The 23,688-nt window shown below is 36.3% G+C and carries 21 protein-coding genes; 13 read left to right on the plus strand and 8 right to left on the minus strand.

Going from position 1 to position 23,688, the window contains the following annotated elements; genetic code table 11:
- Positions 1–249: 249 nt before the first annotated feature.
- A complete protein-coding gene (locus tag HOY35_RS08885) occupies positions 250–642 on the minus strand; it encodes an Lrp/AsnC family transcriptional regulator (protein ID WP_172212808.1) in 393 nt (130 codons plus the stop codon).
- A 111-nt stretch (positions 643–753) separates the two neighbouring features.
- On the opposite strand from HOY35_RS08885, the gene HOY35_RS08890 reads away from it, so the two are divergent.
- Positions 754–1,302 (plus strand): cysteine hydrolase family protein, encoded by a 549-nt coding sequence (locus HOY35_RS08890; RefSeq protein WP_172212806.1) that lies wholly within the window; start codon positions 754–756, stop codon positions 1,300–1,302.
- Between the two features lie 90 nt (positions 1,303–1,392).
- Positions 1,393–2,241 (plus strand): aldo/keto reductase, encoded by an 849-nt coding sequence (locus HOY35_RS08895; protein ID WP_172212804.1) that lies wholly within the window; start codon positions 1,393–1,395, stop codon positions 2,239–2,241.
- A gap of 719 nt (positions 2,242–2,960) precedes the next feature.
- Here HOY35_RS08895 and tyrS read toward each other — a convergent pair.
- Complete coding sequence (gene tyrS / locus HOY35_RS08900) at positions 2,961–4,226, minus strand: tyrosine--tRNA ligase (protein WP_349627502.1); 1,266 nt, start codon at positions 4,224–4,226, stop codon at positions 2,961–2,963.
- Positions 4,227–4,386: 160 nt separating this feature from the next.
- On the opposite strand from tyrS, the gene upp reads away from it, so the two are divergent.
- The 11 genes from upp to HOY35_RS08955 all read left to right on the plus strand — a co-directional run bounded on the left by upp (position 4,387) and on the right by HOY35_RS08955 (position 16,044).
- The gene (gene upp / locus HOY35_RS08905) at positions 4,387–5,016 is read left to right on the plus strand and encodes a uracil phosphoribosyltransferase (protein ID WP_172212800.1); all 630 of its coding nucleotides are present in this window, start codon (positions 4,387–4,389) and stop codon (positions 5,014–5,016) included.
- Between the two features lie 37 nt (positions 5,017–5,053).
- Positions 5,054–5,500 carry a CoA-binding protein gene (locus HOY35_RS08910; protein WP_172212798.1) on the plus strand — a complete coding sequence of 149 codons (447 nt, stop codon included), beginning with the start codon at positions 5,054–5,056 and terminating at the stop codon, positions 5,498–5,500.
- Between the two features lie 710 nt (positions 5,501–6,210).
- A complete protein-coding gene (locus HOY35_RS08915; RefSeq protein ID WP_249641518.1) occupies positions 6,211–6,495 on the plus strand; it encodes a LapA family protein in 285 nt (94 codons plus the stop codon).
- A 210-nt stretch (positions 6,496–6,705) separates the two neighbouring features.
- A complete protein-coding gene (locus HOY35_RS08920) occupies positions 6,706–7,464 on the plus strand; it encodes an isoprenyl transferase (protein WP_349627501.1) in 759 nt (252 codons plus the stop codon).
- 34 nt (positions 7,465–7,498) lie between these two features.
- Positions 7,499–8,290: a phosphatidate cytidylyltransferase gene (locus HOY35_RS08925; RefSeq protein WP_172212796.1), complete on the plus strand. Its 792-nt coding sequence runs from the start codon at positions 7,499–7,501 to the stop codon at positions 8,288–8,290.
- Between the two features lie 9 nt (positions 8,291–8,299).
- Positions 8,300–9,442 (plus strand): 1-deoxy-D-xylulose-5-phosphate reductoisomerase, encoded by a 1,143-nt coding sequence (locus HOY35_RS08930; protein ID WP_172212794.1) that lies wholly within the window; start codon positions 8,300–8,302, stop codon positions 9,440–9,442.
- A gap of 5 nt (positions 9,443–9,447) precedes the next feature.
- Positions 9,448–10,707, plus strand: coding sequence for an RIP metalloprotease RseP (rseP, locus tag HOY35_RS08935; RefSeq protein WP_172212792.1), 1,260 nt, complete (start codon positions 9,448–9,450; stop codon positions 10,705–10,707).
- A 130-nt stretch (positions 10,708–10,837) separates the two neighbouring features.
- Positions 10,838–12,535, plus strand: coding sequence for a proline--tRNA ligase (locus HOY35_RS08940; protein ID WP_172212790.1), 1,698 nt, complete (start codon positions 10,838–10,840; stop codon positions 12,533–12,535).
- A gap of 577 nt (positions 12,536–13,112) precedes the next feature.
- Positions 13,113–15,392 carry an InlB B-repeat-containing protein gene (locus HOY35_RS08945; RefSeq protein WP_172212788.1) on the plus strand — a complete coding sequence of 760 codons (2,280 nt, stop codon included), beginning with the start codon at positions 13,113–13,115 and terminating at the stop codon, positions 15,390–15,392.
- Between the two features lie 107 nt (positions 15,393–15,499).
- On the plus strand, positions 15,500–15,775 hold the full coding sequence (rpsP, locus tag HOY35_RS08950) for a 30S ribosomal protein S16 (protein ID WP_172212786.1): 276 nt from the start codon (positions 15,500–15,502) through the stop codon (positions 15,773–15,775).
- 11 nt (positions 15,776–15,786) lie between these two features.
- Positions 15,787–16,044, plus strand: a complete 258-nt coding sequence (locus HOY35_RS08955; RefSeq protein WP_172212784.1) for a KH domain-containing protein — start codon at positions 15,787–15,789, stop codon at positions 16,042–16,044.
- Between the two features lie 574 nt (positions 16,045–16,618).
- Here HOY35_RS08955 and HOY35_RS08960 read toward each other — a convergent pair.
- The 6 genes from HOY35_RS08960 to HOY35_RS08985 form a co-directional block, all read right to left on the minus strand.
- A complete protein-coding gene (locus tag HOY35_RS08960; protein ID WP_172212782.1) occupies positions 16,619–17,386 on the minus strand; it encodes a hypothetical protein in 768 nt (255 codons plus the stop codon).
- A 305-nt stretch (positions 17,387–17,691) separates the two neighbouring features.
- Positions 17,692–18,222: a hypothetical protein gene (locus tag HOY35_RS08965; RefSeq protein WP_213173268.1), complete on the minus strand. Its 531-nt coding sequence runs from the start codon at positions 18,220–18,222 to the stop codon at positions 17,692–17,694.
- On the minus strand, positions 18,197–19,318 hold the full coding sequence (locus HOY35_RS08970) for a HAMP domain-containing sensor histidine kinase (protein WP_172212778.1): 1,122 nt from the start codon (positions 19,316–19,318) through the stop codon (positions 18,197–18,199). The genes HOY35_RS08965 and HOY35_RS08970 overlap by 26 nt, the downstream gene beginning before the upstream one ends.
- Positions 19,315–19,986, minus strand: coding sequence for a response regulator transcription factor (locus HOY35_RS08975; protein ID WP_172212776.1), 672 nt, complete (start codon positions 19,984–19,986; stop codon positions 19,315–19,317). Before HOY35_RS08975 ends, HOY35_RS08970 begins: the two co-directional genes overlap by 4 nt.
- Before the next feature lie 376 nt (positions 19,987–20,362).
- On the minus strand, positions 20,363–20,773 hold the full coding sequence (locus HOY35_RS08980; protein WP_172212774.1) for a hypothetical protein: 411 nt from the start codon (positions 20,771–20,773) through the stop codon (positions 20,363–20,365).
- 796 nt (positions 20,774–21,569) lie between these two features.
- Complete coding sequence (locus HOY35_RS08985; protein WP_172212772.1) at positions 21,570–23,426, minus strand: cation-translocating P-type ATPase; 1,857 nt, start codon at positions 23,424–23,426, stop codon at positions 21,570–21,572.
- Positions 23,427–23,688: the final 262 nt, after the last annotated feature.

Genomic DNA, 23,688 nt, shown 5'->3' on the forward strand with positions numbered 1-23,688 from the left:
TTCTTCCCGAAGGGATGAAGCCGATTCTCCTGCTAATAATCTCTCAACGATCTGAATTTTTAATGTCTCCGGATAATAATTATGTTTTGCCATTAGAAAAACACCTCCAAATTTATTTTACTAAATTTGAGGTGCTCTTTTTTAATTGTATCTAATTATAGTGTCAGTTCCACCGGCAACTTAGCTTCTTTTTTTGTCATGCCGACTAACTTGTTTTTAGAAGCGATAAATGGAGGAAGCTTTAAAAGCTTATTTCAAAGGCTCAATAACGGTCTCAATGCTATAGCGACACCATTTATCAATAATTTCAAGAAATTCGACAAGCTGCTTGGTTTCAAAATGAGCAATTATTAGGTAACAGGCACCACCAGAAATTTTATAGAATTCGGAAATTGGTTCAAATTGATTGACTTGCTTTTCAAATTGTTTAAATCGGTTAGAATTCATAAAAATGCGAATGAACTGTGTTTGTGGGTAATTGATGCTGATACTGAAATTTTTAATGGCTCCAGATTCCTGTAGCTTAATAATGCGGTTGCCGACTGCTTGACCCGACATATGAATTTGCTCTCCAATAGCTTTGTTTGTCATTTTACTGTTTTGCTTTAATAGCTGAATTATTTTTTGATCAATGTTATCCATTTTACCTACTTTCATCATGAAATCAATTTGCTTTTTTGTTTTTCAGTAAGCGCTGTGTATTCATTTATTTTTTCTATATGATAATTATATCAAAGTTAGAGGAGTGATTTAATGAAAAAAAAACGTGCACTATTGGTAATTGATGTTCAGAATGATTATTTTAAAAATGGAAGACTGCCATTAGAGCATCCAGAAACAGTACTAAGAAAAATTAATCAATTGGAAAAGAAATTTATTAGAATGAATCAACCAATCATTTACATTCAACATATCAGCCGTCACAAAATTGCCCCATTTTTTATGGCTGGCACTTCTGGGGTCAAGCTACACCAAGGGCTGATTATAAATCCAGAAAGCACTATTGTAACAAAACAATTTCCAAATTCATTTTATAAAACAAATTTGAAGCAGCTTCTTGACAAGCTTGAGATTGAGCAGTTGGTCATAACTGGTATGATGACCCATATGTGTATAGATTCAACAACGAGAGCCAGCTTTGAGCTAGGCTATCAGCCAATTGTAATTTTAGATGCAGTAACCACAAGAGAATTAGCCTTTGACTCGCAAATTGTAAGTGCAAAAGAGGTACAAACTGCCTTTTTAGCTTCTTTTGAAACCTTTGCCAAAGTTGTATCAACCAAAGAATTTTTAGCTGAATAAGAATATGATTTTAGCTGTTTCAAACGAATTGTTGGTAAAATTTCATGTTTCAAAATATAATGTAGGTAAATAAGAAAGGGTGGTTTTAGGATGAGTTTAACTGATACATTTGAATTAAGTAATGGTGTAAAAATTCCGATAGTTGGCTTTGGAACATGGCAAACACCTGATGGCGAAGTGGCTGAGCAGTCGGTGTTGGATGCGTTAGAGGCTGGATACCGTCATATTGATACAGCGGCGATATATGGCAATGAAGAATCAGTAGGGCGTGCCATTAAAAAATTTGATTTACCTAGAGATGAATTATTTGTGACAACTAAGCTGTGGAATGATGCGCATAGCTATCAAGGCGGCAAGCAGGCACTAGATGATTCTTTAAAGCGTTTAGGATTAGATTATGTTGATCTGTATTTAATCCATTGGCCTAATCCGCTTGCAGTTCGCGATCATTGGCAGGAGGCAAATGCTGAGGCTTGGCGTGCAATGGAGGAGGCTGTTAAGGCAGGAAAAGTCAGAGCCATTGGTATTTCAAATTTTCACAAGCATCATATTGATAGTCTTTTAAAGAACGCAAGTATTCTACCACAGGTGAACCAAATTTTTGTCAATCCAAGTGATCAGCAAATAGAGGTTGTGAAGTATAATCAGTCAAAATCGATTTTAACTGAGGCATACTCACCTTTAGGTACAGGTAAAATTTTTGAAGTACCAGAATTAGTTGCTTTGGCTGAGAAGTATGGTAAGACAGTGGCGCAGCTTGTATTGAACTGGCATTTAGCTAAGGGCTATTTACCCTTACCAAAATCTGTTCACAAGGCAAGAATCATTGAGAATACTAAAATTTTTGATTTTAAGCTGTCGGCTGAGGATATTGAATTAATTGATGGCTTGCACGGTACGGCTGGATTAGCACGAAATCCTGACGAGGCTACTTATTAATTTTCATACGTTGAATTGAAAGAATTAATAAAAAGCGTTATAAAAGTTGGACTGATAAATATTTCAGTCCAATTTTTATTTGTCTCAAAATGATAAAAAGACCTATCTTTCTATAATTAATGCAGTCAATATTTGCGGGTAAGCCAATCTTTCTGCGAAACAATACCATTTTCGCAATAAAGCATTGTCTAAGACGTGAATTCGGTATTCTCTCTACGAAAAATTGGGCAAACCGTTGGGGATGCAGATGAAGCGTAATTTAGAAATATCTCTCAAGTTTCAGTATTCTATTCAGCTTGAGTAACACTACGGAGATGGGACAAAAGATGTTTTGCGACTTAGAAAATATGCTAAATTGTCTTGTGAAAAAATCGTCAAACAAGGTGCTTTCTCTCTCTGATTAAAACTGTGAAGAATAGACGAGTCATTCGTTTATTCAGTCAGACGCTTTCTATCTGACCGGATGACCTATCTAACGTACCTTAGCGGATTTTTTGCTTAGTCGTTGTCGCATTGTCCTCCGTAAATTAAAAACAATCCAAAAAAGGTTAGGACTTTTGTCCCAACCCTAATATCCATCTTGAGTATTTTAGTCAAATCGGCTTGGTTGATATTGAGCCAATAAAAAACAACTGAGCTAATGAGATACGTTCCTAAGATAGCTTTTTTAGTCTATCCATTAGGAGCTGCATCAAATTAAGGCAGTTGTTTTTATTTAATTAATATTGGACTAAAAAGTTTTTCTTTTTACCACGTCGGATGACGGTCAGCTCATTTTCGATTTTATCTGCATCAGAGAGCGTATAATCAAGCTTTTGTTGTCGTTCGCCGTTAATATAAATGGCACCATTTGTGATATCCTCACGTGCTTGGCGCTTAGATGGCGAGATTTTTGACTCGACTAGGAAATCTACCAGATTTAAAGGTGTTTCAGCAGTCACATTATAGGTTGCAACGTCTTTTAAGCCAACCTTGATGTCTTTCACATTCAAGGTTTTTAAATCGCCGCCACCAAAAAGAATTTCTGAAATATGAACAGCCTGTTCGTAAGCATCTTGACCGTGAACAAGTGCTGTTACCTCACGTGCTAGGATTTTTTGAGCTGACCGTGACCCACGATTTTCGTTAAATTCAATCTCAATTTGTGCAATTTCTTCTAATGTGAGGAAGGTAAAGTATTTTAGGAAGCGAACCGCATCCTCATCAGTCGTATTTAACCAAAATTGGTAAAATTCATAAGGCGTTGTCTTTTGGGCATCCAACCAAATGGCGTTGCCCTCTGATTTTCCAAATTTTTTGCCATCAGCAGTTGTAATCAGTGGCAAAGTCAAGCCAAAGCCCTGTTTGCCAGTTTCCTTACGAATTAGCTCTGTACCAGTCGTGATATTGCCCCATTGGTCACTACCACCAACCTGTAGCTCAATGCCGTAATCTTCAAATAATTTTTGAAAATCATAGCCCTGCAGCAATTGGTAGGCAAATTCAGTATAGGAAATGCCTGTTTCAATTCTTCGCTTAACAGATTCCTTGCTCATCATATAGTTGATTGTGAAATTTTTGCCAGTGTCCCGCAAGAAGTCAATGAGTGAGAGTGAGCCTAGCCAATCATAGTTATTGACAATAGATGCTGGATTTTCTTTTGCCTCAAAGTCAATAAATTGCGCAAGCTGGTCACGGATTGCATTTGACCAATTTTGAACTGTTTCAGTTGTATTTAAGCTGCGTTCAGTATCTTTAAAGGATGGATCGCCAATCATGCCTGTTCCGCCACCAACTAAGGCATAAGGCGTATGGCCATTTATTTGAAAACGTCTAAGCATTAATATGGGAACCAATGAGCCGATATGCAAACTGTCAGCAGTTGGATCGAAGCCAATATATAGCTTAATTTTCTCGTTATTTAATTTTTCCTTTAGTGCCTCATCATCAGTGGTTTGGTAAATCAAGCCACGTGCTTGTAATTCTTCGAAAAATGATTGCATTATTAACCTCCTAGAATAATAGTCATTCTCCATTTTAACTGAATTTTTTGATAAATAAAAGGCTTTAATTTTTTAATTTTATAACGTTATGATTGAAAAAGTCTCTAGGCAATGTTTTAATATTATCTGAGCAAAGTTTTTACAATAGAAAAGGAGCTTGCAAATGGGAAAATTTCAAGTAATTGAGCATCCATTAATTCAGCATAAATTAACAATTATTCGTCAAAAGGATGTCGGAACTAAAGTATTTCGTGAGGTTGTCAATGAAATTGCGATGCTAATGGCCTATGAAGTCAGTCGTGATCTGCCTTTAGAAGATGTCGAAATTGAAACACCGATTACTAAGTCTGTTCAAAAAACATTATCTGGTAAAAAATTAGCGGTTGTACCAATTTTACGTGCGGGTATTGGGATGGTAGATGGGATTGTATCTTTAATTCCAGCTGCTAAGGTAGGACATATTGGTATGTATCGTGATGAGGAAACCTTACAGCCAGTTGAATATTTGGTGAAGCTTCCAGAAGACATTGATCAACGCCAGATTTTTGTAGTTGATCCAATGCTCGCTACGGGTGGTTCTGCGATTCTAGCGATTGACTCCTTGAAAAAACGTGGTGCGGGTAATATTAAATTTGTCTGCTTAGTTTCGGCGCCAGAGGGTGTTAAGGCATTGCAAAAAGCGCATCCGGATGTTGATATTTATACTGCTAGCTTGGACGAACGCTTGAATGAGCATGGTTATATTGTGCCGGGTCTCGGAGATGCCGGTGACAGATTGTTTGGCACAAAGTAGTGTAATTATTAATTATTAATGGTCAGGAGGTATTTTGATGGGCATTGAAAATCCAAGCCAAGAGGTAATCTTTGGTTATTTGAAAAAGGCGAAAAATATCGCCGTGGTTGGTCTAAGTAATCGAACAGACCGAACAAGCTATCTAATTGCAGAAGGCTTGCAAAAGGATGGTTATCGTATCTTCCCCGTTAATCCTGTGTTAGCTGGTGAGAAGATTTTAGGTGAACAGGTTTATGCTAATTTGAAGGATATTCCAGAGCATATTGATATTGTTGATATTTTTCGGCGAAGTGAATTTTTGCCTGAAATTGCTAAAGATTTTATTGCGACTGATGCAGATGTTTTTTGGGCTCAGTTGGGCTTAGAAAGTGCTGAAGCGGCCGATATTTTGCAGAAAAACCATCGTCATAATATTGTCATGAATCGTTGCATCAAAGTTGAATACGCCTATTCAGGTCTAAGACAGCTTAAGGATAAGGGATGACTCAATTTAGAGCTTGAGAATTACTCAACTGATTTTATTAAAAAATTTAAATTAATTATTTTTTAACTGCCATTTTGAATAGGATGTCACAGAATGTAGACAAAGTATACTTTCAAAGTATGCTTTTTCTTTTTGGCTCTACAATAAATTGGGCTGATAAATATTTCGATCCATTCGTTATTGGTCTAATTTGGTTTTATTTCTCAGAAAAACTCTGTTTTTACAATAAAAATATAACATTCAAAGCAGGCTTGAGCAGCGCAAAAAGTATTATAAAATGTGCCATCTTGCAATAAAATGGCTTTTTGTTTTATTAAATATGATTAATAGTGTATATTTAAATTGTTTAATGTTCTTATTATAAAGAAGTTGAGATTTTAAATGAGCCACCAGCTGAGTTGAAAAATGGAATTGGGGTGTATTTTCGCTCAATTTTATTGGAGAGTGTTAATAAGGTCTATTGCCTTCATTAAGCTTAATTTCTTTTTTAACCTTGTTTGGATTTTTGTCTGTGGTGGGTGCTACGTGTTCATTATTCAAATTGTGGTGATTGTAGTAACAATTGTGATTTTTATTATGATTCTATCAGCTCTATTTGTAATTATAATCAAATTAATAGCATCGATTCACAACGGCGCATAATCACAGTTTGAATTAAAATTATTGGATGTTACAGGTCAACTAAAGTTTACGCTGAAGGAGGTACTAAGTTGGATACTTTAAAGAAAATTGCAACACCTAAAAGAGTTATTGCGCTTATTATTTTAATTTTAATCACTATTTTTGCATTTCAAAATATGAATTCAGTCGAGCTAATGATTATTTTCTTTTCGGTTAAATTACCATTACTTTTTTTAATCTTAGGTGTTTTTTTTCTAGGCATCTTTACTGGCTGGTCGATTAAAAGAAATGATGTCAAAAAAATTGTTGCAGATGTGCAATCTGAAACGCAAAAAGAAATTTCAAATTTACAAAAGCAGCTTAAAGAGAAATAATTTAAGCTTTTAGCCATATTTTAAACCTCGTGGAAGCGAGGTTTTTTTGAATAAAAGTGGAGAAATTTCAATTTATAAATTTTTCAAAATCTTCGTTTATTGAATGGCGAGAAAAAGAGCCAGACTTTTTTGATTTTTCTTTAATTTATGAAAACTTGCTAATAATTACTTTGATTTATGATATGATTAAAGGCATGGGAGGGCTGAAAAGTGCTAAATTTTTTCACGAAAACAATATCTCAACAACCAACTGGTAAAATCCCCAATCATATCGCGATTGTAATGGATGGCAATGGTCGTTGGGCTAAAAATAAACGAAAACCGAGAGTATTTGGTCACAAGGCTGGTATGGACGCCTTAAAAAAAGTTACAATACGTGCAAATGAAATTGGTGTTAAGGTTTTAACTGTCTATGCTTTTTCAACTGAAAATTGGTCAAGACCAGAGAGTGAAGTTGAATTTATAATGAGACTTCCGATAGATTTTTACGAGAATTTTGTACCTGAGCTTAAAGCAAATAATGTGAAGGTACAGATGATGGGTGATTTAGATGGTTTACCTGTTAAAACAAAGGAATATGCATTAAAAGCTGAGGAGGCAACACGTTTTAATACTGGTCTGATTTTAAATTTTGCCTTGAATTACGGTGGTCGTGTGGAAATTGTCGATGCGATCCAAGATATTACTGAACGGGTTGTGCTGGGTGAAATTAATCCTGGTGATATTAATGAAGCCTTGGTTTCGGCCTCGCTAATGACCAACCGCTTGCCAATTGAGTATCGTAATCCAGATTTGCTAATCCGGACGAGTGGTGAGCATCGATTATCCAACTTTTTGCTTTGGCAGGTGGCATACACTGAATTCTACTTTACGCAAGAATATTGGCCAGATTTTGATGAAAAATCTTTAGATTTAGCAATTAATGATTTTCAAAACAGGGATCGTCGTTTTGGCGGTTTAACTAAATAAAAATAAAGGTAATTTTTTTGGAGGGCACAAATAAATGAGAACACGTGTTATTACAGCGGTGATTGCGTTAGCTGTTTTTATCCCGGTAATTTATTTTGGTGGTATTATTTTACAAATTTTGGCTGCTGTTTTAGCGGGTATCGCCGTTTATGAATTATTTAAAATGAGAAATTTAGATTTATTATCCTTTGAGGGCATTTTGTCAATGATAGGTGCAGTAGTGCTTGCTTTTCCGGTGCAAAATTATTTGACCTTTATGCCAAAAGACGCTTCATGGCTTTTGTTTACTCTAGTCGCCTTTGTTTTGCTTGGTGGCGCTGTATTTTCTAAAAATGCTTATACAATTGATGAAGCTGGCTTTCCTTTAATCGTCAGCCTGTACTGTGGTGTCGGTTTTCAAAATTTAGTGACCGCACGTCAGAGTAGCTTTGCAATTTTACTATTTGTACTTTGTATTGTCTGGGCGACCGATATTGGTGCCTATATGTTTGGTATGAAATTTGGTCAACATAAGCTTTACCCAGCTATCTCTCCAAATAAAACAATTGAAGGCTCGCTTGGTGGTATTTTTTCAGCAATTATAGTTACCTTGATTTTTGCCTTCTTAAAGCCATCAATCTTCCCTTACTCATTGTGGATCATGTTGATTTTAACAATTCTTTTTAGCGCCTTTGCACAATTTGGTGATTTAGTTGAGAGTGCTATTAAGCGTCACTTTGGCGTCAAGGATTCAGGTAATATTTTACCAGGACATGGTGGTATTTTAGATCGTTTTGACAGCTTAATCTTTGTTTTTCCAATTATGCATTTATTTAATATTTTTTAGGAGTTTAGCTTGAAAAAAATTTGTTTACTCGGGGCAACTGGCTCCGTTGGGGGTAACACCTTAGATGTCATTCAGAGCCATCCAGAAAGCTTTTCGCTAGCTGGCTTTTCATTTAATCAAAATATTGAACGTGCATGTGAGATTATTCGTGATTTTAAGCCAAAATTTGTAGCGGCTGGCAATGTTCAATTAGCGCAAGAATTGCAAAGTGAGTTTTCAGAGCTAACTGTTTTTTCTGGTCTTGAAGGCTTGGTTGAATTAGCCTCAACAGATTATGATTTAATTTTAACAGCAGTAATGGGCTCTGTAGGGCTCCGTGCGACGATTCGCGCAATTGAATTGAAGCGTCAAATTGCGATTGCGAATAAGGAGACGCTAGTAATGGCTGGCGATTTTATTACGGCTCTAGCTAAAAAGAATAATGTTGATTTATTAACCGTAGATAGTGAGCACTCGGCGATTTTTCAATGCTTGCAGGGGGTGCGCCGTGAAGATATTACATCAATAACAATTACGGCCAGTGGTGGGAGCTTTAGAGATCGAACAAGAGCTGAGCTTGAAGGCGTCACTGTTGCTGATGCCTTAAATCATCCAAATTGGTCAATGGGACAGAAAATAACGATTGATTCAGCAACGATGGTTAATAAGGGGCTTGAAGTGATTGAAGCACATTTCTTGTTTGATTTACCTTATAATCAAATCAAAACGATTTTGCATCGCGAGAGTGTTGTTCATTCCCTGATTACGATGAAAGATGGTGCTAGCTTTGCCGAATTAGGTGCTAATGATATGCGTCAGCCAATTCAATATGCATTGACTTATCCGGAGCACTTAAAAATGAATCACAAAAAGCCATTTGACTTGGCAGAAATTGGTCAGCTTCATTTTGAAGCGATGGATTACGAACGTTTTCCAATGCTTGCTCTAGCATATTGGGTTGGTAATAAAGGTGGCAGCTATCCAACCGTTTATAATGCTGCCAATGAAATTGCGGTTGCTGCTTTTTTGCAAGATAAAATTACTTTTTTGGAAATTGAGCAGTTGATTAGTGAAGCAGTAGCTGAGCATCAAGAGGTGGAGCACTTAGATTTAGATAAAATTATAAAGATAGACGAGGAAACTAGATTACGCGTCTCTCGAAAGATTAGGTAGAAAATATGCAAACAATTTTAACTTTTATTATTATTTTTGGTGTTATCGTGGTGATTCATGAATTTGGACATTTTTATTTTGCTAAAAAATCGGGTATCTTAGTACGAGAATTTGCGATTGGTATGGGTCCTAAAATTTTTAGTCATCAGGGTAAGGATGGTACGACCTATACGATTCGTATCTTGCCGCTAGGCGGCTATGTTCGTATGGCAGGCTGGGGCGAAGATGATCAAGAAATTAAAACAGGGACTCCAGCCAGCCTGGAAATTTCACCAAAGGGTGAGGTTACACAGATTAATCTCTCTGAAAAACAGCTTTCAGAAGGCTTACCAATTCAGGTGACGGATTATGACTTAGTTTATGATTTAACCATTACTGGTCTGGTAAATGGGGAAAGTCAACGTTTTCCAGTCAATCATGATGCGACCATGATTGAAAAGGATGGTACGATACTACGAATTGCACCGATTGATGTTCAGTTTCAGTCTGCGAAGCTTTCCCATCGGATAATGACCAATTTTGCTGGACCGATGAATAATTTCATTTTAGGTATTGTTATTTTTATCATTCTGATTTTCGCGCAGGGTGGTGTTGAAACGTCATCAACCAATCGGATTGGTCAAGTCGCAGCTGATGGTGCTGCGGCAAAGGCAGGTCTAAAAGAAGATGATCAGATTATTTCAATTAACGATAGCAAGATTTCTAATTGGAATGACCTAGTTTCTGACATCAATGCTTCTGAAGGTCAGCCAATGACGTGGCAGGTCAAACGCAATAATAAAACATTTGAAGCTGTTGTGACACCAAAATTGCAAGAGGCTGATGGGCAAAAGAGTTATCTAATCGGTATTACTCAGCCTTTGGATCGTTCTTTTTTGGCTAAGCTTACAGGCGGCTTTACACGAGCTTGGCAGGTTTCAATGAATATTTTTAAGGCCTTAGGAAACTTAATTGCACAGCCTGATTTGGATAAGCTTGGTGGTCCAGTTATGATTTTTGAGCTTAGCTCGACAGTCTCAAAACAAGGGTGGCAATCTGTTCTGGCGCTTATGGCGGCACTTTCAATGAATTTAGGTATTTTTAATTTATTACCAATTCCAGCCTTGGATGGTGGTAAAATTTTAATGAATTTAATTGAAGCGATACGTGGTAAGCCTCTATCGCAAGAAAAAGAGGGTATTATCACGGTTATTGGCATGGTTTTTATGGTTATTTTAATGGTGCTTGTAACCTGGAATGACATTTCTAGATTATTTAACCGATAAATATTGTTATTTAGTTTAATTGTGAGTGGTTATTATTTATAATGAATTAGACAAATTATTTATTGATTTAATAATCTAATAGTTATTATTAAAAAAAGATAAAAGTATATGATTAGGGAGTTTTGAAAAAATGAAGCAATCCAGATTATTGATTCCTACTTTACGGGAAGTTCCAAATGATGCACAGGTATTGAGCCATCAAATTTTATTACGAGCAGGCTATATTAGACAAATTTCTGCTGGAATTTATGCTTATTTGCCGCTTGCCAATCGTGTACTTGAGAAGATAAAGACAATTATTCGAGAAGAATTAGATAAGATTGATGCGGTTGAAATGCTGATGCCTGCGTTATTAAATGCAGATTTATGGAAAGAATCAGGGCGTTATGAAACCTATGGTGAGGATTTATATAAGCTTAAAAATCGTGATTTGACTGACTTTATTTTGGGACCAACGCATGAGGAAACCTTTACTGCTTTGATTCGTGATGAAATTAGTTCCTATAAGAAGCTACCCTTAAATATTTATCAAATTCAGCCTAAATATCGTGACGAAAAGCGCCCACGTAATGGCTTATTGCGCTGTCGTGAATTTATTATGAAGGATGGTTATAGCTTTCATGCGACAGAGGCGAGTTTAGATGCGGTTTTTGATCAGTATGAGGCTGCTTATAGCGCAATTTTTAAACGCTTGCAGTTGAATTTTCGTGCCATTCAGGCAGACAGTGGTTCAATGGGGGGCTCTGCTTCAACGGAGTTTATGGCAATTTCAGAGATTGGTGAGGATACAGTTGTTTATTCTGAGCATGGAACCTACGCTGCTAATTTGGAAAAGGCAACCTCACAATTTATCAGCGAAGTAAATGACGAAGCGTTGCGAACACTTGAAAAAGTATCAACTCCCGGTGTCAAGACGATTGAGGGTATTGCGGAGCTATTAAACCTTGACAAAAAACAAACAGTGAAAACTTTGCTTTTTATTGCAGATGGTAAACCTGTCGTAGCCTTGCTTCGTGGTGACCATGAACTAAATGACGTTAAGCTGAAAAATTATTTGGGTGCCGATTTCTTAGAGCCTGCAAGTGAAGCTGATGCTGAACGCTATTTAGGTGCTAATTTTGGCTCATTAGGACCAGTTGGGATTGATGAGGCTATTTTAGTGATTGGTGATCTTTATGTGGCTGATGTCAAGAATGTTGCCGTTGGTGCAAATGAAAATGACTATCACTTTGTGAATGTTAATCCTGAGCGTGATTTTAACGTTGCGGAGTATGTCGATTTACGAAATGTTGCAGAGGGTGATATGGCACCTAATGGCGATGGTGCACTTAAATTTGCTCGTGGTATTGAAATTGGTCATATTTTCAAGCTTGGCACTCGTTATTCAAAAAGCCTAGGTGCGAATGTGTTAGATGAAAATGGGCGTGAAATCCCTGTGATTATGGGTAGCTACGGTATCGGTGTCAGCCGTTTACTTTCAGCATTAGCTCAACAATTTGCGACTGAAAACAGCTTAATCTTACCTAAGGCAATTGCACCCTTTGATGTCCATTTAATTCCTGTTAATTTGAAGCAGTCTGATCAGGCTGACTTGACTGCTAAGCTGGAGGCTAGCTTTGAAGCTGCCGGCTTGGAAGTTTTAATGGATGATCGTAATGAGCGAGCGGGTGTTAAATTTAATGATGCTGACTTAATCGGTGTCCCTGTTAAAGTAACGATTGGTAAACGTGCCGCGGATGGTATCGTTGAATTGAAGCTAGACGGCGAAAAAGAAGAGATTGCGGTTACTGAGTTAATTGATAAGGTCAAAGGCTATCTAGCAGAATAATTGAAAGAGATGAGCGCATGCTCATCTTTTTTTGTTTAAGCTTGAGGGAAATTCTTTATAATAATGATATTATTCACGCTTTAGGTGCTGTTTTCATACTAATAACGCAATCTTTCTGAGAAGGAATCCCGAATTCACGTAAAATAACTTGAAATTAAGCGAATAGTCCAATCATTCTAGGAATGATTGGACTATTCGCTTAGGCTTTTATTTTAATGCTATTGCATTTAAATGAGTTTTAAATTATAATTAGATTATAAAATAATGAGGTTCGATTGTAAAAATGCTTGACAGGAGGTTTACCGATGCTTAGACTTGGACGACACGACACGACACGACACGACACGACACGACACGACACGACACGACACGACACGACACGACACGACACGACACGACACGACACGACACGACACGACACGACACGACACGACACGACACGAAAATTAGCTTTTATGATGATAGCTGAATAGATGACTTCACTGAGCGTTTCAACTAATTCACAATTATATATTATTAATTGTGAATTAATTTAGAGCGGTTGGTTTATTAACGTGCCATTAAAAAGAGAAAAGAGATGAGGAAGATGAAGACAATTACAATAAAATGGTACCTACTTTTAAGTGCTTTGACACTATTTTCATTTGGCTTATTGCCAGCTAGTGTCATTGCTGAGACGACTGATACCGATACGCATTTCGCAGTTGACATTATTGAAACGTCAAATAGTCGGTCAGGTGCCGAAGCAGTCAGCGTGACAGTCAAAAATATTTTCAACCAGACCGCAACTAATACGGTCGCCAAGGTTGTTTTGCCAGAGAAATTTGCCAAAAGGCTCGGTAAAGCAACGGTCACTGAAAACATCGGCACTTTAAAAGCAGGTGCCAGTCGTCAATTTTTAATCAGGCTTTCTGATGGATCAATCAAAGTATTGCCAACAACCAGTGAGCAAATCATCAAAATAATTGCGGTTATTGGCTTTGTCTTGTTGGCAATGGCGGTGTTACTTTTCTGCAAACGGAAGTTTTTTGTTTTGAGCGTTCTTGTCCTAGGTTTTGCTGGGACAGCCATTGTCAGCGCAGCGAGCAGCTATACCCATGAGGCAGTGCATCATCATCAAACGGTCGTTGCTGGTGAAAAGCTGGCATTTAAAACCATCATAGGAGGTGATTTTGAATTGGCAGCTGCTAGTGACAGTACATCAAGTAGCTCATCAGAGAGTTCAGCCAGCTCAACTGATGCGTCATTGCCATCAAGTCCAACTGGCAACTCAACTTCGTCAAGCTCTGAAGAAGAACCAGTGACACCAGAGGAGCCGCCAACTCCACCTGTTGTCAAGTATCAGGTGAGCTTTGATCTGGACTACGAGACCGAGGCTAGTGCCCCAAATGCGCAGAGCGTTGTTAAGGGTGAGAAGGCTAAAGAGCCGGAAGTACCAGCTCGCGAAGGCTACTGCTTTGATGGCTGGTTTGAAGCAGGTAGTGAAGTCAGCTTTGATTTTTCAACGGTAATTACAAGTAATCGAACGCTTTATGCCAGATGGACGATAATTGAGTATAATATTAGTTATAGCTTAGCTGGAGGTACTCTTGATGAAAATGCACCTTCAGTCTACACAGTGTTAACTGAAACGATTAAACTTGGCATACCGACTAGGTCAGGCTTTGTCTTTTCGGGCTGGTACACTGACTCTACTTTTGAAAATATTGAGACTTCGATTTTAAAAGGCTCAACGGGAAATAGGACCTTCTATGCCAAGTGGGAAGAGCCTGTGATTATTGATTATAAAACTTATGATGGTTCTAATGATATATTGATTGATGATGTCAGTTCGATAGTTGTTGCAAAAAATAGTAATTACGAAGTTCCAGATGCCCCTGAGCTAGCTGGACAGTATTTTTTAGGGTGGTCAACGGTGGTGAATATGGGAAGAGGTGAAGCACCCAATTTATATGTTCCAACGGATAATGACTATCAGCAAAGTATTAAGTCAACATTAAATATACCTGATCAAAAATATCTGGGTGGTACTGGTGATGGTAATAGCTTTACTGTCACTGGAAATACGACCTTATATGCCGTATATATTAAAACTTTACCCGTAACAGAAATGCCAAGTGAAGCCGCACCCTTGAAAGAGGAGTTCGTTTGGAATGATTCTGTTTGGCGAGTGATTGGAGTAAGTGGTGTGAATCGTTTGGTGCTTAAGGCCAATGCTTTAACAGAAGCTGAAGCAACTGGATTGGGAGAGACTACTGGCAGATATATAACAGAGTTTTCAGGAAAAAGTGTTTATTTTACAACATGGTCATACGATAACGCCACTGCAACTGGATATGGCGATTCCTATTTAAAATCATTGATTGATAGCTATTATGCTAATTATATCACTGCTAATGCAAGCGCTGCTGTTCTACCTATTGATTTGAATTTACCGATTTATAACGAGTATGTTGGAGACGGCTTTACAGGTTATTCAAGAGATGAGAGACCGATGTCCTATATCAATTGGAAATGGACAAATAAAGTAACTGGCTATACAGATCCACGCTTTAGTGCTTCGCTGACTGAGTTGTCTAATGATGACAGTTTTCATAACCCTAGTGGTGTCAATCAATTAAAGCCACAAGCATTCGCACTGAGTGTTGGAGATATAGTTGCAAATATCAATCTAATCGGGCAATATAGTAATTTACTAAATTTTACTGGTTCTAATATCAATGCCTACTACCTTCGGTCACCAGGTGAGGATGCTTTATTCGTAGCGATGGTCAATGGGGGCAGTATCGGTGGCGTTTGGACTAATTTCCATAAATGGTATGTCCGCCCTGCACTCTGGCTGACGCTTGATAATTAGTGGTTATAAAATAGATAATGATGTTAAATTAAGTGTAAAGAAAAAAACTTGACAGTCTAATTATTTTTGATATACTAATAGAGTAAATAATTTATGGAGGTGCCAAATTGGCAGTAAAAATTCGTTTAAAACGCATGGGTTCAAGAAAAAAACCTTTTTATCGTATCGTTGTAGCAGATTCACGTTCACCTCGTGATGGTCGTTTTATTGAAACAGTAGGGACTTACAATCCATTGTTAGATCCAGCTGAAGTTAATATCAAAGAAGATTTGATTATTGATTGGTTAGGCAAAGGTGCGCAACCTTCTGACACTGTTCGTAATATTTTATCTAAAGAAGGCGTGATGAAGAAATTCCACGAAGCTAAGTACGCTAAAAAATAAGAAGGTGTCTTATGAAGCAAGACGTTAAGGATTTAGTTTTAACAATTGTTAAACCATTGGTTGATTTTCCAGATGAAATTCAACTAGAAATTGGTGAGTCTGATGATTTTTTGGAATATAATCTTTCGGTTAATCCAGAGGATATTGGGCGTGTGATTGGTAAGCAAGGTCGGATTGTCAAAGCAATTCGGACAATCGTTTATAGTGTTCGTATCGAAGGCGATAAAAAAATACGTTTAAATATCTTAGACAAAAAAGAAGAGGCTTAAGTATAAATTTACGATGGCCGTTAATCTAATATTAAGTGAGGAGCTATAATTAAGCTGCTCACTTTTTTTGACTCTATAATATATTGGACTGCTAAATCTTTCGCTTCAATTTTTATTTATTTATCTTGAAGTGATAAGAAAGACACAATATCCTAAGCTGCGTGAATTTGGTTTTGTTTTCGGGAAATATGATGACCTGACGCTTAATTTAGAATTATTTTTAAAGCTGCAATCTTCTATGTAGTTTGATTAACACCAAGGGCAGTGCTCCGAAGACGGCTGCTTAACAGTCATATTGATCCTTTTAGTAAAATCAGTCTGACTTGAGATTGAACCCTTTTTTAGTAATATAAATGTTTTTCGACAGCTATATATCTTGCGATTACATTTTAATTGGTTTGCCAATATATAGAGAAAAAATCATATTGCGCTAGGTTTAAATATGTTGTCTTAATTAATGGCTGTGAAACCATAGTGCAGTGGAAAATTTAATAAGCTACTTAGACAAATGGCGTAATTATCTTTAGTGCTATGTTTATATTATCGAAATTTTTCTGAATTGGTAATTAGGCTTCTATTTTTTCGATTTTCGGACTTTATTTTTTTTCCGATTTGCTTTCAAGTGTGGGCTCTTAATTAATAATACTTTGTGAAATTGTTTATTTATAAATCGAGTAAATTGTCCACCAATCCTGTTACCAATTTTTCTTGTTTTGCTTAATAGTGAATGTGCAATTTTTACTGTTTTAGGCTTTGTTGTCTCAACTTTACTTTTGGTAGCCATTTTCAGACCGATAGCTAGAGTGATTGTTCCTAGAAATAGACCTAAAATGGCATTGGGAATAGCGTATACCTGCTTTTCTGAAAATGATAATAAGGCTGCTTGAGTTAAGACTAAACCAATTAATGCGGCGGAAAAATTTAATAATTTGACAGCCTTTAGTATCAAATCCTTATTTTGATGTGCTTTGATAATACCCCGCAGGCTCACGACGATTTCAGTAAATGTTATAGCGGCAATTGCTAACGCGGGTGTTTGTTCAAAGTAAATTTCTTGATGATTGATGAAAAGTCGAGTTGAATAAAGCATATAGACTAGACTGGCGCCCATAATCAAGCTACCAATTCGTTTATAGTACCAGAGTTGATTATGCTTTTGGGGACTGGTTAATCCGATAACGCTTTGATGCTTGCCATAACCAACAATCGCAGTATATAAAGCGTTGATTAATAAAAAAAATGATAAACTAAAAATTGCTAGGATTAATTTACCAGCAGCCAGGCTATAGCTTCCAAATGAGGACCATTTTAAGCGGATGATTTGATTTTTTATGTCTAGCATATACCCTCCTTGCTTATTTTTGAGACGGTTATTATTGATGTCACTAAATCATATTACTTGCTTATATCTAACGGCCTTATTGAGAAAATGTAGCAATTGATGTTTAAGCCTCTGACGGCTCCTGACAAAATAAAATAACAAAGCTATTAAATTAATTGAGAGTAATCCACTCTCTGAAGGAATAATAAAACTATTATCAGTGAAATAATCGCTACGATTTTTAGCTAAAATCACAGTTACTCCTATAAAAGTATAAGCTATTCATATATTTTTCACCTACACTCTATTTATGACTGTAGTGTCACTTAAAGTAACGAATACCCTTTTTCACATAATCTATAGATATTTTCATATTTTTCATCGATGTATGATTGTATTTTTTTTGCCTTATTAGTATAGATTATTTTATAAATAAAATATGGCGAAATCCAGCCAATAAATCCGGGGATTGCTAGTAGAATACTTAACCATATAATAGGAGGTTGATGTGTAACGGCAAAAACTGATCCTGCCATAAAAGCAGTTCCCAATACAGCAATGAATAATGCAATCGAGGTTGCCAAACTATTTTTAGATTTCTCTAATTTTTGAATTTCCTCTAAATTAGATTCAAAGTTTCGTTGAAGTCTAGTTAACTCAACTTTATTAATTATTTTTCGATTACGTTTAAGTCTCAAAGTTGTTTCTGAGTTTTTTTTATCAAATGGAACGTTTTGATCAATCTCCCAACCAAAATTTTCATAGCCATCTAAATATAAAGAAACCTGATTGTTATCAACGGTAATTTCTTTGTAATCATAGAAAATATAATCATTCAGCTGTTGATTTTTTTTCATCTGTTTCATCTTCTTTCGCATAATAATCATTTGTTTTCGGTAAAATAATATGAAATGTCGTTCCCTGATTTAAGATACTATCAATTTTGATCGAGCCACCCACAATTTCAATAATCCGTTTAACTAGAGCGAGACCAAGACCATTCCCTTCAGTTGAGCGTGAGGTATCACCTTGATAAAATTTATCAAAAACATGGTTACGTGTGTTTTCATCCATACCACAACCAGTGTCGGAGATTGATACTTGAATTTCTTTTTCATTAGAATGCTGTGTTAATCTAATCGAGCCACCTTTATCAGTAAATTTGACAGCATTGGATAAAAGATTAGTCCAAACCAGAGCAAGCAGCCCCTCATCAGAAGCAATTTTCACTGTTTCTTCAATATCTGCTTCAAACTCGATTTCCTTTTTCTCCCATTCATCTTCAAATTGTATGGCACAAGCACATAACTGGGCGTTCAGATCAAAAGTATCAGGCATTGATTGAATGGTTTGCTTTTCTAATTTATTTAATTTCAGCATATTTGTAATTAAATCAGAAAGACGCTTTGTAGCTTGTGTGATGCTATTTAGATATATTTCATGCCCTGTTTGTGAAATTTTTTGATTTCTCAATAACTCAGTGGTATTTTGAATAACTGCTAAGGGTGTTTTAATCTCATGGGAAACATCAGAAAAAAAATCAGTTTTTAAAACCTCTACACTGCCGAGCTCTTCAACCATTTTATTAAAATCTAATATCATCATATCCAGATAATCGTGTTTGTCAGCGGTGTGTAAGGGGGATACATAAACCGAAAAATCGCCCGTTGCTACTTTATTAGTTGCTTCTGCCAATTGAAGCATCGGCTTTTCATAGGTAGATTTTACCCGTTTTCCTGTATAAAGCGTTAGAGATAATGCGACGATTGCCCAATAGATTGTTGGTATAAAGACTTGGATTAGACTATTGATGTTATATTTATTCATAAAGACAATCAAGCCGATGTGAACACCTGACATGAGAAGCAGTACTAAAAAAAAGGTTGTAAAAAGTGAAAGGGAAAATAGAGAATGTCCGTGTTGGATAGGCTGATCTGTTTTTTTCCTTTTCATAGCAGTACCGCCTTGTAGCCAATGCCCCTAACAGTTTTGATTTCAAAGGCATCGCACTCTGAAAATTTATCTCTTAGCTTAGTAATATAAACATCGACTGCTCGCAAGCTTGTATCACTTTCTATTCCCCAGAATTCATCCATTAGCTGTGCTCTTGAGAATGTTTTCTTGGGATAGGATAATAGCTTATATAAAATATTGAATTCTCTAGTTGTAATCGGTAGCTCCTCATCTTGGATAACAGCGGTCATTGCATCTGCATCCAGCTCAAGATTACCAACTATTAATTTACGTGCCATTTCGATGTTTGCACGTCGCAGTAAGGCGCGCACTCTTAAAAGTAGCTCCCCGAGCTCAACTGGTTTAACCATATAATCATCTATACCAAGCTGAAACCCCTTTTGCTTTGAAGTCAAATCTTCTTTTGCAGACATGAATAAAATAGGGATTTGCTTATTAACACGCCTGACACTTTCTGCAAACTGAAAACCATCAACCTCTGGCATCATAATATCAGAGATAATGATTTCATAAAGATTATTATACATTTCTTCAAGTGCATCATTGGCACTTAAGCAGCCTTTTGCTTGGAAGCCGCTATCATTTAAATAAGTACATACTGTTTGATTTAGCTTCAAGTCATCCTCAACGACTAATATATTAACCATGATTATTACATCCTCTCAATTCTTTCTAGCTATGCATATCATTCATTTGTTTACAATTCATTTCATTATTTAATTTATCATTTATATTTAAAATCTAATAACTATTATAAGTATAATTTGGAAATATTCATATTGTGTTTTGGAATTGTTTCAAAATTGTTAAATAGCTTGAAATGTAAAAGCATGTTCTTCTCATATAGCTGATATTCATCGGCGCTATCGGGTGAATAAGTTTTATTGGCATTATAGCTGAACCTAAAAAACCTCAAAAGTTGAATTTTAAAATTTAACTTTTGGAGGTTATTATTATTTAGCTGACTTGACTGTTAAAATTTTAATTGGCGAATTGATCACCATCTAAATTTAAGGTTAAAAATTACGCTTCTAACGGATTTGTTGAAGTCGCCCATCCCTCAATTACACGAACACCGATTGGTGACGGATTTGCCTTAAAATGAACAAATTCAAATGATTCTTGTTCAAATTCTTTCTCCTGCTTTTTGTCCCAAATATAAGTTCGATAACGAATTGCACACCAATCATCTTTAATAATCATATTATGAAATTCACCCATTCTGATATCATAATTTTTAAAGAAGTCACCCATCAGCTTTTGATAACCAGCCATGTCTAAGCGCTGCCCATAGACATTGTAATGAGCATCTGGTTCATATAAGGTTTTACACCATTCTAACCAATTATCATAGCCGCCATTCCAGTTTTTAAAACCAGTTTCCAAGCGATCTTTAATTTGAGCCTCTAATAAATTTTCAGTGTTTTTGTTCATCTGAGTTTCCTTTCTTAATTCTGCTTTTTATCACATATTTCTAGCCTACTTGTGATAATTAATAAATAATCAACATATTTCTATTAGGATATTGCATAGATTATAATTAAGTTGATTTACATTTAAGTTACCTCCTTATATTTGATAAACTAAGTTTAAAAATTATTTATTAGAAATTTAATGCAATTTTGTTTCGGAAATATTAATAATGATGATTTTCTATATTTTGATTTTTTGGGTAAGAAGGATGGAGAAAAGAAGTTATTGATAATTGAAAAATATTCATAAGTCTGCTTAGATGATAGGGTATTTGTTAACAATACTTGTCATAATGGTATCTTTGACGATATCATGCTGGACGAGCTGTTATTTAAAAATATTTTTGGTCGCTCTATTGGTGTATTCGCAGCTTTGTACTTGCAAAGTTGTATGTTAAATCGACGATTTTGAGGGCGCATGCAAAGTGCGCGTCATTATGATATCAATGACATCGAAAAAAGAAGATCGGATAAAAGACGTTTAACGACGTAGAAAAAAGGTGCAGACTCTCTCTGATTAAAACTGTGAAAAATAGACAAGTCATTCATTTATACAGTCAGACGTTTTCTGTCTGACCGAATGACATATCTATTTGAACCGTTTTGAGAGAGAAAGCCCGTAATTTAAAAATAATACGAAAGGGGTTAGGACTTTTGTCCCAACCCCACAGGTCAAACAGTTGGGTTTCAAATTATTGCATTTGAGGCTCTGAGTATTCTTGATAGTGCTTTAAGAGCATTATTTAAAGCAAATAGAATTATTTATGATGCCAATTTGGCTTAGGGATTAGCCGAGCAGAATTCAGTATAAAAATTGACTCACTGATTACATGAATTAATGCTGCCGATATTGGTGTTAAAAAGCCAAATGCTGCAAGGCACATACCGATGATATCTATGGTTAATGTTCCTAAAAAATTAAACACTAAAATTCGATTGACCCTTTTTGAAAGCACTAAAAGATTGGTTAAATCGGTTATTTTTGAACTAACGAGAATAATTTTGGCTGACTCTCTGGCGATGGCAGTACCACTTCCCATTGCAATGCCTACATCTGCTTGAGCTAAGGCAGGTGCATCATTAACCCCATCACCAACCATTGCAACCAGATGTCCTTGTTTTTTTTCTTTGTCAATAATTGCGAGCTTATCGACTGGCATTAATTGTGCATATACCTTGTCAATCTCCAGCGCTTTGGCAATCTCCAGCGCAGTTTTTTTAGTATCACCAGTCAGCATAATTACTCTTAATCCAAGCTTTTTTAAGCTTTTGATGCCTTCCTTTGAGGTTTCGCGAATTTCATCGGTCAAGTAAATTTTTCCACTAAACTGATCGTTGATTACAATATAAACGACAATGCTGTGCTGATGATTTGACTCAGTATCAATTGAAGCACCATTAATTAAGGTTGCATTGCCTATTTCAATTTGTTGTTCATTAACAATGGACCTTAAGCCGATGCCCGGTTGATTTTCAAAATAAGTTGGCTCAATTAATTCTAATCCTTGGGCCTGAGCCGAAGCAATAATGGCTTTTCCTAAGGGATGCTCAGAGTGCCATTCAGCACTTGCTGCAAGCTGAAGTAGCTCATCTTCGGTAAATTTGCCAGTACCTTCAATAGCCACTACTTTTGGATTACCATTGGTCAATGTTCCAGTTTTGTCGAAAATAACGGTATCAATCTTAGCGAGCGTCTCCATAGATTCTCCGCCTTTAACAAAGGCGCCATTATTTGCTGCTCTAGCAATTGAAGCTAGTAGTGCCAACGGTGTGCCCGCTGCGATACCGCAAGCACCAGCAACGATAATTACGTCAATGGCGCTGTGTAAATTTCTTGTTATGATCCAAGTTAAAATCGCACCAATAACAGCAGTATAGACAAGATAGGCCGCAAATTTGTCGGCTAAACGCTGAACGGGCGCCTTAGAAGCCTGCGCATCTCTGACAGCAGAAATGATTTGTCCATATGAAGAATTTGGACCAATTCGATCAGCTCGCACCTCTAAGATCCCATTTCCATTAACAGAGCCAGCATAAATATAGTCATCCTTGGTTACGTCAACAGGCATTGATTCTCCAGTAATCCTAGCTTGATTGACGGTAGAAAAGCCGGTCAAAACGATTCCATCAACAGGAATTCGGTCACCGGGTGAAATAATAACAATATCATTTAGTGAAACATCATCGAGTGAAACAGTGGTGATTTCAGCTGTATCCTTTTGCTTAATCTTTACTTTTTGCGGTAAAAAAGCGAGTAAATTACTTAAAGACGCTTCACCCTGTGCCATGCATAAATCTTCTAATATTTCAGCAACTAATACAAACAGGGTAATCACCAATGAAGTAGTACCCTGACCAATCGAAGCAGCTGCAATGATAGCGATGAGCATTGATAAATCCATGCTCATTTTTTTCGCTTGGATATCCTCCCATGATTCCATGATAATTGGCCAACAACCAACGATTAAACCAATTGCTGTTAACAATATTATTAATATTTTATTACTTGGCTGAGTCATACTGATTGTCAATACAAGACCAGCAATTAGCGCTGTAAAAATAACACGATATATATCCTTAGGATCAATTCTTGATAAAAGTATTTGTTTATTCATGTTTTACCTCCATATTTTTCTGCTAAAGGAATATTTATTGTGTAAAATATAATAAAAATACCCCTATACCCTATAATGTTAATCCTCATTTATATCGAAGTCAAGATTTTTCAAGAATTAAGAAGTGATAATGAATACCGGTCTTGTGCTTGATTAGTCGGCACAAATAATTAATTTTAAAAAGTGCTTATTGATAAAGATGTTTGCTGAAGCTAGAGAGATTTAAAATGGATCGAGGCTTATTTATTATCTATTTACAATT

Origin of the sequence: Enterococcus sp. MMGLQ5-1 (genome assembly GCF_013155265.1) — a bacterium.
Classification (GTDB): domain Bacteria; phylum Bacillota; class Bacilli; order Lactobacillales; family Streptococcaceae; genus MMGLQ5-1.